Annotated in this window: 11 protein-coding genes; 7 read left to right on the forward strand and 4 right to left on the reverse strand. The window is 64.6% G+C overall.

The window, feature by feature from the left end:
• Nucleotides 1-191: 191 nt before the first annotated feature.
• Genes waaF through J5M71_RS16555 form a run of 7 tightly spaced genes read left to right on the forward strand, consistent with a single transcriptional unit; the run spans nt 192 to nt 7,152 of the window.
• Complete coding sequence (gene waaF / locus J5M71_RS16525) at nt 192-1,241, forward strand: lipopolysaccharide heptosyltransferase II (RefSeq protein WP_063914530.1); 1,050 nt, start codon at nt 192-194, stop codon at nt 1,239-1,241.
• The gene (gene waaC / locus J5M71_RS16530) at nt 1,242-2,300 is read left to right on the forward strand and encodes a lipopolysaccharide heptosyltransferase I (protein ID WP_207833956.1); all 1,059 of its coding nucleotides are present in this window, start codon (nt 1,242-1,244) and stop codon (nt 2,298-2,300) included.
• A complete protein-coding gene (locus tag J5M71_RS16535) occupies nt 2,300-3,424 on the forward strand; it encodes a glycosyltransferase family 4 protein (protein ID WP_013970538.1) in 1,125 nt (374 codons plus the stop codon). Before waaC ends, J5M71_RS16535 begins: the two co-directional genes overlap by 1 nt.
• Nucleotides 3,421-4,227 (forward strand): lipopolysaccharide core heptose(I) kinase RfaP, encoded by an 807-nt coding sequence (gene rfaP / locus J5M71_RS16540; protein WP_207833964.1) that lies wholly within the window; start codon nt 3,421-3,423, stop codon nt 4,225-4,227. Before J5M71_RS16535 ends, rfaP begins: the two co-directional genes overlap by 4 nt.
• Entirely contained in the window at nt 4,227-4,961 is a 735-nt protein-coding gene (locus tag J5M71_RS16545; RefSeq protein ID WP_207833967.1) for a lipopolysaccharide kinase InaA family protein, read from the forward strand. Before rfaP ends, J5M71_RS16545 begins: the two co-directional genes overlap by 1 nt.
• Complete coding sequence (locus J5M71_RS16550; protein ID WP_207833974.1) at nt 4,958-5,710, forward strand: lipopolysaccharide kinase InaA family protein; 753 nt, start codon at nt 4,958-4,960, stop codon at nt 5,708-5,710. The genes J5M71_RS16545 and J5M71_RS16550 overlap by 4 nt, the downstream gene beginning before the upstream one ends.
• Nucleotides 5,710-7,152, forward strand: a complete 1,443-nt coding sequence (locus J5M71_RS16555; RefSeq protein WP_207833976.1) for a lipopolysaccharide kinase InaA family protein — start codon at nt 5,710-5,712, stop codon at nt 7,150-7,152. Before J5M71_RS16550 ends, J5M71_RS16555 begins: the two co-directional genes overlap by 1 nt.
• Here the strand turns inward: J5M71_RS16555 and J5M71_RS16560 are convergent.
• The 4 genes from J5M71_RS16560 to J5M71_RS16575 form a co-directional block, all read right to left on the reverse strand.
• Nucleotides 7,113-9,932, reverse strand: a complete 2,820-nt coding sequence (locus J5M71_RS16560; protein WP_207833978.1) for a DUF6543 domain-containing protein — start codon at nt 9,930-9,932, stop codon at nt 7,113-7,115. The two genes, J5M71_RS16555 and J5M71_RS16560, sit on opposite strands and share 40 nt — an antisense overlap.
• Before the next feature lie 65 nt (nt 9,933-9,997).
• Nucleotides 9,998-10,177: a hypothetical protein gene (locus J5M71_RS16565; protein ID WP_063914538.1), complete on the reverse strand. Its 180-nt coding sequence runs from the start codon at nt 10,175-10,177 to the stop codon at nt 9,998-10,000.
• Nucleotides 10,174-11,286 (reverse strand): PepSY-associated TM helix domain-containing protein, encoded by a 1,113-nt coding sequence (locus tag J5M71_RS16570; RefSeq protein WP_207833980.1) that lies wholly within the window; start codon nt 11,284-11,286, stop codon nt 10,174-10,176. The genes J5M71_RS16565 and J5M71_RS16570 overlap by 4 nt, the downstream gene beginning before the upstream one ends.
• 56 nt (nt 11,287-11,342) lie before the next feature.
• Complete coding sequence (locus J5M71_RS16575) at nt 11,343-13,748, reverse strand: TonB-dependent siderophore receptor (protein ID WP_207833983.1); 2,406 nt, start codon at nt 13,746-13,748, stop codon at nt 11,343-11,345.
• Nucleotides 13,749-13,930 lie beyond the last annotated feature (182 nt).

Genomic DNA, 13,930 nt, shown 5'->3' on the forward strand with positions numbered 1-13,930 from the left:
CCGCGAAGAAGGCCACGCGTTGCCTGGCACCGGCTTCGCCGGTGTTCGCGGGTAAACCCGCTCCCACAGGGTCTGCAATCAGCGACGGATATGCCTGAGTGGTACACTGTCCGCCACATAGCCTGAATATAAAGAGGGGAGGCCAGGCTGTACCGCAGCCTGCAGCCTCCCCGAGCGTTTCTGGACTAAGCATGAGAATACTGATCATTGGCCCCAGCTGGGTCGGCGACATGGTGATGGCGCAGACCCTGTTCCAGTGCCTGAAACAGCAGCACCCCGACTGCGTGATCGATGTGCTGGCCCCCGAGTGGAGCCGGCCGATCCTCGAACGCATGCCCGAGGTCCGTCAGGCCCTGAGCTTCCCGCTCGGCCACGGCGCGCTGGAACTGGCCACGCGGCGACGCATCGGCAAGTCCCTGGCCGGCCAGTACGACCAGGCCATCCTGCTGCCCAACTCGCTGAAGTCGGCGCTGGTGCCGTTCTTCGCCGGTATCCCCAAGCGTACTGGCTGGCGCGGCGAAATGCGCTTCGGCCTGCTCAACGACGTGCGCAAGCTGGACAAGGCCCGCTACCCGCTGATGATCGAGCGCTTCATGGCCCTGGCCTACGCGCCCGGCGCCGAGCTGCCGCAGCCGTACCCGCGCCCCAGCCTGCAGATCGAAGCGCAAAGCCGTGATGCTGCCCTGGCCAAGTTCGGCCTGGAGCTGGACCGCCCGGTGCTGGCGCTGTGCCCCGGTGCCGAGTTCGGCGAGGCCAAGCGCTGGCCGGCCGAGCACTACGCCACCGTGGCCGATGCGATGATCCGCCAGGGCTGGCAGGTGTGGTTGTTCGGCTCGAAGAACGATCACCCGGTCGGTGAGCAGATCCGTGATCGGCTGATCCCGGGCTTGCGTGAAGAATCGTCCAACCTGGCCGGCGAAACCTCGCTGGCCGAGGCCATCGACCTGATGTCCTGCGCCCATGCCGTGGTGTCCAACGACTCCGGGCTGATGCACGTGGCCGCCGCGCTGAACCGCCCGCTGGTGGCGGTGTACGGCTCGACCTCGCCAGGCTTCACCCCGCCGCTGGCCGAGCACGTGGAGGTGGTGCGCACCGGCATCGAGTGCAGCCCGTGCTTCGACCGCACCTGCCGCTTCGGCCACTACAACTGCCTGCGCCTGCTGGAACCGGGCAAAGTCATTGCCGCCCTGCACAGCCTGAGCGGGCCGGACCTGATCGATACCGTGGCCGAGGTCGACTAAGTGCGGGTACTGATCATCAAGACTTCGTCGCTGGGTGATGTGATCCACACCTTGCCGGCGCTTACCGATGCCGCCCACGCTATCCCGGGCATCCGCTTCGACTGGGTGGTGGAAGAAGGCTTCGCGGAAATCCCCGGCTGGCACCCGGCGGTCGACCAGGTGATCCCGGTGGCCATCCGCCGCTGGCGCAAGAACCTCTGGCAAACCATCAAGAGTGGCGAGTGGAAGGCGTTCAAGCAGCGAGTACGCGAGCGCAAGTACGACCTGGTGATCGACGCCCAGGGCCTGGTCAAGTCGGCCTGGCTGACCCGCTACGTGAAGGCGCCGGTAGCTGGCCTGGACCGCTACTCGGCCCGTGAAGGCTGGGCCAGCCGCTTCTATGACCGGCGCTTGTCGGTTGCCACCGGGCAGCATGCGGTGGAGCGGGTGCGCCAGCTGTTCGCCATGGCCCTGGCCTACGACCTGCCGGAAGGCATCGGCAACTACGGCCTCGACCTCGAGCGCCTGCAATTACCGCCAGCCGCCCCCTATGTGGTGTTCCTGCATGGCACCACCTGGGCGACCAAGCACTGGCCCGAAGCCTACTGGCGCGAACTGGCCGAACGCATGGGCCGGCGCAAGCTGGAGGTGCGCCTGCCGTGGGGTAACCCGGCCGAAAAGGCTCGGGCCGAGCGCATCGCCCAGGGCTTGAACAATTGCCAGGTACTCCCCAAATTGAACCTTGCCGGCGTCGCTCGCGTGTTGGCGGCGGCAAAAGCCTGCGTGGCGGTCGATACCGGCCTTGGCCACCTGGCGGCGGCACTCGATGTGCCCACCATTTCGCTGTTCGGCCCGACCAACCCGGGCCTGACCGGCGCCTACGGACGGACCCAGATACACCAGGCCAGTGACTGGCCCTGCGCGCCCTGCCTGCAGAAGAAGTGCACCTACAAACCGAGCGCCGACGACCTGCGCCGGTTCGATCTCAAACGCGAGTGGCCGCTGTGCTTCACTCGCCTGAATCCCGAGCATGTGGCGAGCCGCTTGAGCGCGTTGCTGCTGGCTGAGGATGTCCGTTGATGCAACTGGCTTTCGTGCTTTACAAGTATTTCCCCTTCGGCGGGCTGCAGCGCGATTTCATGCGCATTGCCCTGGAATGCCAGAAGCGGGGCCACCAGATTCGCGTGTACACGCTGATCTGGGAGGGTGACATTCCGCCGGGCTTCGAAGTGCTGGTGGCGCCGGTGAAGGCGATTTTCAACCACCGCCGCAACGAGAAGCTCAGCGCCTGGATGGCCGCCGACCTGGCCAAGCGCCCGGTCGACCGCCTGATCGGCTTCAACAAGATGCCCGGGCTGGACGTTTACTACGCCGCCGACGGCTGTTTCGAGGACAAGGCGCAGACCCTGCGTGGCGGCCTGTACCGCCGCTGGGGCCGCTACCGGCACTTTGCCGAGTACGAACGTGCGGTGTTCGCCAAGGACGCCCATACCGAAGTACTGATGATTTCCGAAGTGCAGCAGCCGCTGTTCATCAAGCACTACGGCACCCCTGTGGAACGTTTCCACTTGCTGCCACCGGGCATTTCCCAGGACCGCCGCGCGCCGGCCAACGCCGGCGAAATCCGCGCCGAGTTCCGCAAGGAATTCAACCTGGGCGATGACGACCTGCTGCTGGTGCAGATTGGCTCGGGCTTCAAGACCAAGGGCGTGGACCGCAGCCTCAAGGCCCTGGCCGCACTGCCATCGGCCCTGCGCAAGCGCACCAGGCTGATGGTGATCGGCCAGGATGACCCCAAGGTGTTCCAGCTGCAAAGCGCTACCTTGGGCCTGGGCGAGCAGGTGCAGTTCCTCAAGGGCCGCAGCGACATCCCGCGCTTCCTGCTGGGTGCCGACTTGCTGATTCACCCGGCGTACAACGAGAACACCGGCACGGTGCTGCTCGAAGCGCTGGTGGCTGGCCTGCCGGTGCTGGTCTCCAAGGTGTGTGGCTACGCCCACTACATTGCCGAGGCCGACAGCGGCCTGGTGCTGGACGAGCCGTTCGAGCAGGAACAACTCAATGGCTATCTGCAGCGTATGCTCGAAGACCAGCAGGCCCGCGCCAGCTGGTCGCGCAACGGCCTGGCGTTTGCTGAAACCGCCGATCTGTACAGCATGCCGCAACATGCTGCCGACGTGATCCTGGGGCAGGAGTCTGCATGAAGCTGATACTGGCCGAACCGTTCAAGCGCCTGTGGGCCGGGCGTGATGCCTTCGACGCCGTGGAGGCGTTGCAAGGCGAGGTCTATCGCGAGCTGGAAGGGCGTCGCACGCTACGCACCGAGGTCGCTGGCGAGGGCTTCTTCGTCAAGATCCACCGCGGCATCGGCTGGGGTGAGATCTTCAAGAACCTGCTAACCGCCAAGCTACCGGTGCTCGGCGCCGGCCAGGAATGGCAGGCCATCCAGCGCCTGCACCAGGTTGGCGTGCCGACCATGACTGCCGTCGCCTATGGCGAGCGGGGCAGCAACCCGGCCGCTCAACACTCGTTCATCATCACTGAGGAACTGGCGCCGACCATCAGCCTGGAAGACTTCAGCATCGACTGGGTCAGGCAGCCACCCGAGCCACGCCTGAAGCGTGCGCTGATCGCCGAGGTGGCGAAGATGACCGGCGGCATGCACCGCGCCGGGGTCAACCACCGCGACTGCTACATCTGCCATTTCCTGCTGCACACCGACCGCCCGGTGACGGCGGAAGATTTCAAACTGTCGGTGATCGACCTGCACCGCGCGCAGACCCGGGCGAAAATCAGCCGCCGCTGGCGCGACAAGGACCTGGCCGCGCTGTACTTCTCGGCGCTGGATATTGGCCTGACCCAACGCGACAAGCTGCGCTTCCTGCGCGGCTACTTCCAGCGCCCGCTGCGGCAGATCCTGAAAGAGGAAGCCGCGCTGCTCGCCTGGCTGGAGCGCAAGGCGCAGAAACTCTACGACCGCAAGCAACGCTATGGGGATGCACTCTGATGGCGGGGTGGACACTGGCGCCGGGCTACGAACACCTGGCGGCGGACTTCGGCAGCCTCGATGCGGTATTTGCCCTGCAAGGCGAACGCCTGACCCGCGACCCGCTCAGCGAGGTGGTGCGGATCACGCGTGAGGGGGTCAATTACTACGTCAAGCGCTACACCGGGGCCGGCAAGCACATGCGGCGCTACCTGGGGCGGCCGCGAATCAAGGCCGAATGGCAGAACCTCAAGCAGTTCCACAAGTGGGGCATCCCCACGGCCGAGGTGGTGGCCTGGGGCCTGGAGCGCAATGGCCTGGCCTTTGGCCGGGGCGCGATGATCACCCGCGAACTGCCGCGCACCGAAGACCTGTCGGCACTGGCCGAGCGCAACGATGCACGCCTGGCCGACCGTGCCTGGGTCGGGCATGTCAGCAGCCAGCTGGCGCGCCACACCCGGATCATGCACCAGCACCATTTCGCCCATAACGACCTGAAGTGGCGCAACCTGCTGGTCGACGATCAGGGCACGCTATTCTTCATCGACTGCCCCACCGGCGATTTCTGGCGCGGCTTCATGTGGCGGCACCGGATGATCAAGGACCTGGCCTGCCTGGACAAAGTGGCCAAATACCACCTGTCGGCAACCCAGCGTCTGCGTTTCTACCTGCAATACCGCGGCCGCGACCGGTTGAATGTGCGTGACAAGAAGCGCATTCGCCAGGTGGTGGGCTTTTTCGAGGGAAGGGAATGACCGATTACCTGGCCAGCGCGGACCTCGCGCTGCTCAAACGCCATGGCCTGGACGACTTCGAGGCGCTGTGGGCGCTGCAACTGGATGCCGTGGACGAACCGAACACCGGTCGCGGTGGCTGGAGCAGCGTGTTTCGCCTGGAGCTCGAAGGCAAGGGCTACTACCTCAAGCGCCAGAGCGACTACCTGACCCGTACCCTGCACCGGCCGTTCGGCGAGCCGACCTTCGCCCGCGAATTCCGCAACATCAGCCGTTACCAGAAGCTGCACATTCCGGCGTTGCAGGCGGTGTTCTACGGCGAGCGCAAGCAAGGCGGCACGCACCGGGCGATCCTGATGACCCGCGCCCTGGACGAATGGGCCGACCTCGACAGCCTGCTGGCCCGGTGGCCACAACTGAGCGATGCTGAACGCAACGGCGTGCTGCAGGCCTGCGGCCAGCTGGCGCGCACCCTGCACAGTGCCGGCCAGGTGCATGGCTGCTTCTACCCCAAGCACATCTTCCTGCGCCAGCGCCGCGATGGCTGGGACGCGCAACTGATCGACCTGGAAAAGACCCGACCCCTGCTGTTCGGCATGCGTGACCGCCTCAAGGACCTGGAGCCGCTGCTGCGTCGCGCCCCGGCCTGGAGCGAAGGCGATGTGCGTACATTGCTGGCCAGCTACCTGGCGCAGCCGGCCGATGGCACGCTGGTCGATACCTGGCTGCAACGCCTGACGCAACGCCGTCGTGAAAAAGAGGCCCGCTGATGCGTTTGTTTGAATTGAAAGAGGCCGGGCGCAACCCCTCGTTGCCCCTGAGCATCACCCTGGCCGATGCCGCCGGCACGGCTGACCTGCAATTGCTCAGCCTGCTGCGCGTGCTGCCGGGCCAGCGCTATGTGGGCGCCGGCGTTTGGCGCGGGACCCCAGTGCTGGCCAAGCTGCTGGTCGGTGGTAACGCTGCCCGGCATTTCCAGCGCGAACTGCAAGGCGTGAAGCTGCTGGCCGAGCAGGGCCTGACCACGCCGAAGCTGTTGGCCGACGGCCTCAAGGAAGGCGAAGGCGGCTGGCTGTTGTTCGAGTTCCTCGACGGTGCCGAAAGCCTGGCCGATGCCTGGGCGGCAGTGGAAAACCTGCCGGTGCTTGCCGACGAGCAGCACCTGGTGCTGGGCGAAGCGCTCACTGCGGTGGCGCACATGCATGCCCAGGGCCTGTGGCAGGAAGACCTGCACCTGGACAACCTGCTGCGCCACGGCGGCAAGCTGTACCTGATCGACGGCGCCGGGATCAAGGCCGAAACACCTGGGCAGCAGCTGTCGCGCCCGCGTGTGCTGGAAAACCTTGGGGTGTTCTTCGCCCAGCTACCCAAGCGCCTGGAGCCGTTCATCGAAGAACTGCTGGTGCACTACCTGCTGGCCAACGCCGAGCATGCGTTGCCGCTGGAAGCCTTGCAGAAGCAGGTGGACAAGGTGCGCAGCTGGCGCCAGAGGGACTACCTGGAAAAGGCTGGCCGTGAATGCAGCCTGTTCAGTGTCGAGCGCAGCCTTTCCGGCCTGCGGGCGATCCGCCGCAACGAGGTCGAAGCCATGCTGCCGGTGCTGGAGCAGGCCGACGCATTGATCGACCAGGGCCACCTGTACAAGACCGGTGGTGCGGCCAGTGTGGCGCGCATCGAGGTTGGCGGGCGCACGCTGGTGCTCAAGCGTTACAACATCAAGAACACCGCACATTGGTTCAAACGCTTCTGGCGCCCGAGCCGTGCCTGGCATTCATGGATCGAAGGCCACCGCCTGGAATTCCTCGACATCGCCACGCCGCGTCCGCTGGCAGTGCTGGAGCAGCGGGTGATGGGTTTGCGCAGCCGTGCCTACCTGGTCACCGAGTATGTCGATGGCCCGGACCTGGCCGAGTGCTTCGCACCCTACGTGGACAACGGTGATGCGCCCGAGGAGCAGGTGGATGCCTTGGTGCATGTGATGCAGCAACTGATTCGCGAGCGCATCAGCCATGGCGACTTCAAGGGCCACAACCTGTTCTGGCACAACGGCCAGTGGTCACTGATCGACCTCGATGCCATGTGCCAGCACGCCACCCAGCTCAGCTTCGCCCCGGCCTACGCCCGTGACCGGGCGCGGCTGCTGCGCAACTGGCCGAGTGGCAGTGCCTTGCATCAGCGGCTGGACCGGTTGCTGCCCAAGCTGGCCGAGTAGTCCGCCGGCAGTGCCAGCCAGTCGCTGCTGCGGCCGGGTTGGCGCACGCGGATGCGCCACTGGCCATCCTGCTGGCGCAGCACGGCCCAGGCCTTGACCGTGCTCAGGGCCTGCCCGGCGATTTGCAGGTGATAGTGGCCGGCCAGCAGATGCCGGCGCACCGGCAGCTGATTGTCGGCCAACTGCAGGTAGAGCTGGCCGTTGGCGTCGAACAGGTCTGCTTCACTTTCGACTGGCACACCTTCGCGCGGTGGGGCCAGGCGGCAGTCCGCTAACAACTGCTCGATGTCGGGCAAGCCGTCGTACCAGAGCACGGGCGAATCGACCACCCAGGAACCGTCGGCCAGGCGTTTGACTGGCAGCTGTACGTAGGCGTCAGGCTGTCGCGGGTCGAGTGCACGCCAGCGCTGGCCGTCGAAATGGACGTTGTACACCCGGCCTTGGCTGTCCTTCACGAAGTACCGATCGGGCCCGGGTGTGGCACTGATGTACTCATAGACCTGTTCGCCATGTACCCCCTCTATCCGGTAGCGCAGCTTGGCCAGGTCGACGGTTGCCGCATGGGTTTGTGGCAATGGCCTGGGCGGTTGTGGCGGCAAACCACGAAGGGCCCGGCGCATCAAGGTAGAGCCGGCAAAACTGTTGAGACCGTCGCTGGCATGGCTGAGCGCCGCGATGGCGTGGTGCAGGGTTGCCTCATGGTCGTTCTTTTCCATGGCCTCGAAGCCGTCCCATATGGAAATGCCCATGCGTCCGAACGCCAGCGCCGACATGGCAGGTGCCGGCAGTACCAGGCTGACCAGGTCGAGTATGAGGCGTAGCGTGGCCAGGCCGAACTCGCCCAGCACTTCTCGATTGCTGCGGCTGTTGGTGTCCGCCTCGGCGATCAAGGCATGTACCTCTGCCCGGTAAAGGGCATTGAACAGATTGCCGGGGATGATCGGCCTTTGCACATGCGGCCCCAGGCGCCCCTTGCTGAACAGCGTTTCAAGGCGCCTGGCATCGGCGCCAGGGGCGCGCTGGATGAAATACTGTTGCAGTGCGGGGTTGCCACGCACTGCCCGCAGCATGTCGCGGGCATTGCGGAATTCGCGCCAGGCACGCCGGTCTGGTGCATCCGGCGTGTAGATCACCAGCGAAGGTTGATTGGGGCTTTCGGCATTGAGCAGCAGCACGCCTTGCAGCGTATGCCCGTCCACAACCAGCTGGCGAACGACGATGTGCTGCCCGTCGATGGGCGGGCGGCTGCTGCTGTCGGGGTAGTCGACAACTGCCTTGGCCCAGTGGTAACCCTGCTCCTGCTGGCCGGGCAGGAAGTGCCCGACGTAGCGAGCCTTGGCCGCCTCGGCGCGCATGCGTGCCCGGTTGATGTTGCCGTGGGCCTCCATTCGCCAGTTGGCCGATGGGGAGTCCAGCAGGTGTGTGCGCAGGTAGCGCTCATAGCCGCTGCCGGCATCGAGCTTGCGCACCAGTGTCCTGACCTGTTCGGGGGACAGGTTCGCCAGTGGGGCGCCAGTGTCGTCGTGTACCCGGGCCGTCAGCCAGTAATCCACGTCGAACCAGCTGATGTTGAGCAAGGCCAGTTCGTCCAGGCGGTAAGTGACCGCCACCATTTCGACGGTGTCGCCCACTTGCGGGCGGGCGGCGGCGGCGATGTAGCTGGACGGTGACAGGGGATTGAGCAAAGGCCCGCGCCGACGAGCCAGGGTGACACTGATGCAGATGCGCTGCGGCGGTATGCTGATGGCCAGTGTTCGTGCCAGCTGTTTGGCGAGCCGCGCACGCACCCAGGCCTGCAAGTGGTGGCGTTCGCGAAACTGGTCCAGGGTCAGCAGCCCTGGTGCGGCGGCCTGGGTGATAGCCCCGGCCAGTTCCTGCATGGTTTGCATGATATGCGCCAGGCCTTGTGGGGGCGTATTGCGCAGCCATGCTGGCAGGTGCTTTTCGAGCAGCAGGGCGTAACGTGTAGCCAGGGCGTGCTTGCTGCTCATCAAGCCGGTGAGCGACTGCTGGCTGGCCAGCGTTGCTCCGAGCTTGTCCAGGTCAGGTAGCTGGGCATGTTGCCATGCGGCTTGCCAGGCCAGTGTCAGCCGCTGGTGCTGGCAGTCTGTCAGGTCGCGTACCTGCTGCGCCACCAGATCGTCGGCAAACCACTCATAGCGCAAGCGGTCGGCTTGCATCAGCCATTGCTGGTCCTCCGTGCGTGGCAGCATTTGCAGGAAGGGCTGGATTTGCAGCCAGTCGTCGAGGCGCTCGCAGAGTTCGACATGCAGCTCGGCAAGGCTGTCAAACCCTTCGATGCCGTGGGCGAGGCTGCAGAGCAGCGCCTTGCCGGTGACTTTGCCCGGGATGGCATCGCTACCTTCGGGGCCGTCGGCTACCAATATCAATGTGCCTGGCAGGGCCAGCCTGCGCTGGGGGCTGAGGCTGCTGAATACCGGTCGGTAAGCCTGTGCCTTCAACTCGCTGGGCAAATGTGGTCGCTGCCAGGGCAACGGCAATTCGAGGTAGGTGCGCAGCAGGCTGATGTGCTGATAATCCAGGGTCTGGTCGGCCAGGCGCAATTCCAGTTCCGCCAGCAATTGTTCCTGACGCAGCTTGTGTAACCGTTGGCGCCTGCTCTGGCTGCCTTTGGGGGCTTCGTTCCAGAACAACGCCAGGTCGTTGAAGAAACGTTGGCGTAACCGGGCGGGCGCCAGCCCGGCCACAAGGGTGGGTTGCCCGTGGTGCAGTGCACTGATGCTGGCATCCAGGGTTTCGAGGCGTTGCAAAGGGGTCATGGCAGGGCTCCGTGATCAAGGGAGCCAACCATGGCGGCCCGCTGCAACGCAGCGGTGGTAGCGGGCTACCGACGCGGCAGCAAGCCTTTGAGGCCCAACCCCGCCGAGACGCCAAGACCAAGCCAGGCGAGGCTGTCCCACAGGCCGTCGCCTAGCAAGGCGGCGAACAACCCCGTGAAGCTGAGCAGGGCGATCAGTGTGGGCCAGGCGAAAATGTGCCGAGAGGATCGTGACCGGTGGCTCATGCCCTTGCCTCCCGGGGTTTGCGCTGTTTGCCCCACCACAGGTAGAGCCCGCTGCCGAGCACGATGATGGTGAGCACGTCGAGCACTGCCCAGAGGATTTGCATCGGTCTACCGCCGTAGTCGCCGAAGTGCAGCGGTTGCGAAAGGCCCATGGCGTCCATGTACCAGGGGCGTTCGCCGACGGCTGTAACCGCCAGGGTGCGGGCATCGATCAGAACCGGTGTGAACAGGTGCGAACTCAGGTGCGTGGCGCCGTTCATGAACACTGCATAGTGGTGCTCGCTGGAGAAGCGCGTGCCGGGGAAGGCGATGAAGTCCGGGCGCATGCCTGGGGCGGCCTGTTCGGCAATCTCCAGCAGGCGTGAGGCTGGTGCGCGCTGGGTGAGCGGTGGCGCGTCGCGGTAAGGCGCGACCATGGCGGCCAGGCTGTCGTTGCGCCAGGCCGCGATGACCAGGTCGGACAGGGCACTGATCACACCGGTTACGCCTACCGTCAATGCCCAGGCCAGGGTCACCACGCCGATCAGGTTGTGCAGGTCGAGCCAGCGCAGGCGACGGGACTTGTCGTGGCGCACCGTGGCGAAGTCCAGGCGGCGCATGAACGGCGCATAGAGCACGGTGCCGGAGATGATCGCCACGACGAACAGCACGCCCATGAAGGCCAGCAGCAGCTTGCCGGGCAGGCCGGCGAACATGTCCACGTGCAGGCGCAGCATCACCATCATGAAGCCGCCATTGGCGGCCGGCATGGCCACCGCCTCGCCGGTACGGGCATCGAGCATGAAGGTGTGCGACAAGTTGGGGTCGGTGCCGGCGGTGGCGGCGGTGATGGCGACCACGCCGTTGGGTTCGTCCTCGTCATAGCCGAAGTACTGCATGACCTCGCCAGGGCGGTGCTGTTCGGCTTTGAGTACCAGTTGCTGCAAGTCGAGATGTGGCGTGCCTGCTGGCATTTCACGCAGTTCGGGTGCGTCGCCGAGCAGGTGTTCGAGTTCGTGGTGGAAGATCAGCGGCAGGCCGGTGACTGCCAGCAACAGCAGGAACAGGGTGCAGACCAGGCTGCTCCAGGTGTGGACCACGGACCAGCGGCGGATGGTTGGGCTTTTCATCACGGTACCGATTAATGCCTGATGGGCACAGGGGCCGCAAAGCGGCCCCCGTTCACTCAGAACTTGTAATTGACACTGGCCACCACGTTGCGCTCGTCGCCGTAGTAGCACCAGTAACCGTCACAGTTGGCCAGGTAGTCCTTGTTGAACAGGTTCTTCGCCTCTACGGCTACCGTCAGGCCTTTCATGCTGTTGTCCAGGCTACCCAGGTCGTAGTGCACCGAGGCGTCATACACCGTGTACGAGCCCACATGGGCCAGTTCGGTGTTGGCGGTATTGCCGTAGGTGTCACCCACGTAGCGCACACCGCCGCCAATGCCGAAGCCGTCCAGTGGCCCGCTGTGCCAGGTGTAGTCGGCCCACAGGGTTGCCTGGTTGCGCGGGATCAGCGCCATGCGATTGCCTTTGTCGTCACCCTTCAGGATCTCGGTGTCGGTATAGGTATACGATGCGATCGCCTTGAGGTTCTCGGTAACCTGGGTGGAGGCTTCCAGTTCCAGGCCGCGAACCTGCAGTTCGCCCACCTGGCGGGTGATGCTGCCTTCCGTGACGCTGACGTTCTGCTGCTTCAGGTCATACACCGCTGCAGTGAGCAGGGTGTCAGTCCCGACGGGCTGGTATTTCACACCCACTTCATACTGACGGCCTTCGGTCGGTTTGAACGACTCCGTGGAGTTGAAGTTGGCACCACTGGCCGGCTGGAACGACTCGGTGTACGAAAAGTACGGCGTAATGCCGTTGTCGAACACGTAACTCAGGCCGACGTTGCCGCTGAAGGCCTTGTCGCGCTGGGTATTGGTGGCGTCGTTGCTGTTATGGAACACAGCGCCGGTGTGAATCCAGTCTTCACGACCACCCAAGGTCAGGCGCCAGTTGTCGAGCGACATCTGGTCCTGGACGTAGGCGCCTGTCTGGTGGGTTTTCTGCTGGAAGTCCTGCATGGCGAAGTAGGTGACGTTCGACAGGTCGGCGCCATACACCGGGCGGTTGACGTTGATCGGTGGCACGCCCATGCCATACAGCCACTGATAGTTGGTATTCGAACGCTGATGGTCCAGGCCCAGCAGCACGGTGTGGCTGATGTCGCCGGTCTGGAAGTCGGCCTGGAAGTTGTTGTCGACGGCGAACTGGCTGATGTCTTCGTTGACGATACCCGACTCGCGGTTGACGTTGCCATCGGCGTCGATGCTGTTGACGGTTGCCACCTGCACGGCCTGGAACGACAGGTCGCTCTTGGTGTAGCGCAGGTTCTGGCGGAACTGCCAGGTGTCGTTCAGGCGGTGCTCGAAGGCATAGCCCAGCGCGTAGTAAGTGCGGTCGTAGAAGTCCCAGTCCGGTTCGCCAAGGTTCTTGTGGTGGGAAATCTTGCCGGTCGGTCCGTCCAGTTTGGTGCCTTGCAGCGGCAGGAACTGGCCGGTGATACCAGTATCGTCCCGGGTGTACTGGGAGATGAAGGTCAGCTTGGTATCGTCATCGATGTTCCAGGTCAGGCTAGGTGCGATGTTGTAGCGCTTGTCCGGGATGTGGTCGACGGATGAGTTGCTGTCACGCACCACACCACTTACGCGGTAGAGAAACTTGCCTTCATCGTCGATCTTGCCGGTGCTGTCGAAGTTGATCTGCTGGTGTTCGTTGCTACCCACCTGGGCTTCGATCTGGTGCGCACTTTCAAATTGCGGCCGGCGGCTGACCATGTCGAGCAGGCCGCCCGGTGGTGTCTGGCCATACAGCGACGACGCCGGGCCGCGCAGCACGGTAATGCGTTCGAGGTTCCATGGCTCGACCTTGGGGTTGGCGAACGAGCCCTTGGGCAGCGGCAGGCCGTCAAGGAACTGGGTCGGCTCGAAACCGCGTATACGCAACCAGTCGGCGCGCGAGTCCGAACCGTAACCGCTGCTTTGCACGCCTGCGGTGTAGCGCAGGGCGTCATTGAGGTTGAGTACCTGGCGATCATCCAGTTGCTGGCGAGTGATGACGGTCATCGAACGTGGGGTCTCGACGATTGGTGTGTCGGTCTTGGTACCCGCGGCAGTGCGTGTGGCCACGTAGCCGCTGGAGGTACCCCAGGCGCTTTCATAGCTGGAAGTCGCATTGATAGCAGTCTCCGGTAGCGCCAGTGTCCCTTCTGGCGTGGCCACCAGGCTGTAGCTGCCCACGCTGCTTTGCTGCAACTGCAGGCCAGTGCCGCGCAGGGCCGCCTGCAGGGCGCCGAGGCCATCGTAATGCCCGCTTACCGGGGCCGAGGTGCGGCCGCTGACCAATGCCGGGTCGATGGCCAGGGCGATGCCGGCCTGGCTGGCGATCTGGTTGAGGGTGGTGGCCAGCGGGGCGCCGGGCAGGTCGTAGGTGCGTGGAGCGGATTGCTCGGCGGCGAACAGGGCAGGGCTGGCCAATGGCGCGGCCACGGCGATGGCCAGGGCCATCAGGCTGGGGCGCAGGATACGATCAACAGCACGGGACATGCAGCGGCTCCTCGACGGATAAGTGCGTTCTGCTTCCTTGCCGAGCGAGATTTGAAAAGTGACAGGGTGAATCTGAAAAAAAGTGAGAATTATTTGAAGTTGGTTTTTGCCTGTACCGGCCCTTTCGCGGGTAAACCCGCTCCCACAGGGATCGCGGAGGCTTTGAGGCTGGTGCAATCCTG

The organism is Pseudomonas sp. 43(2021) (assembly GCF_017490805.1).
Classification (GTDB): domain Bacteria; phylum Pseudomonadota; class Gammaproteobacteria; order Pseudomonadales; family Pseudomonadaceae; genus Aquipseudomonas.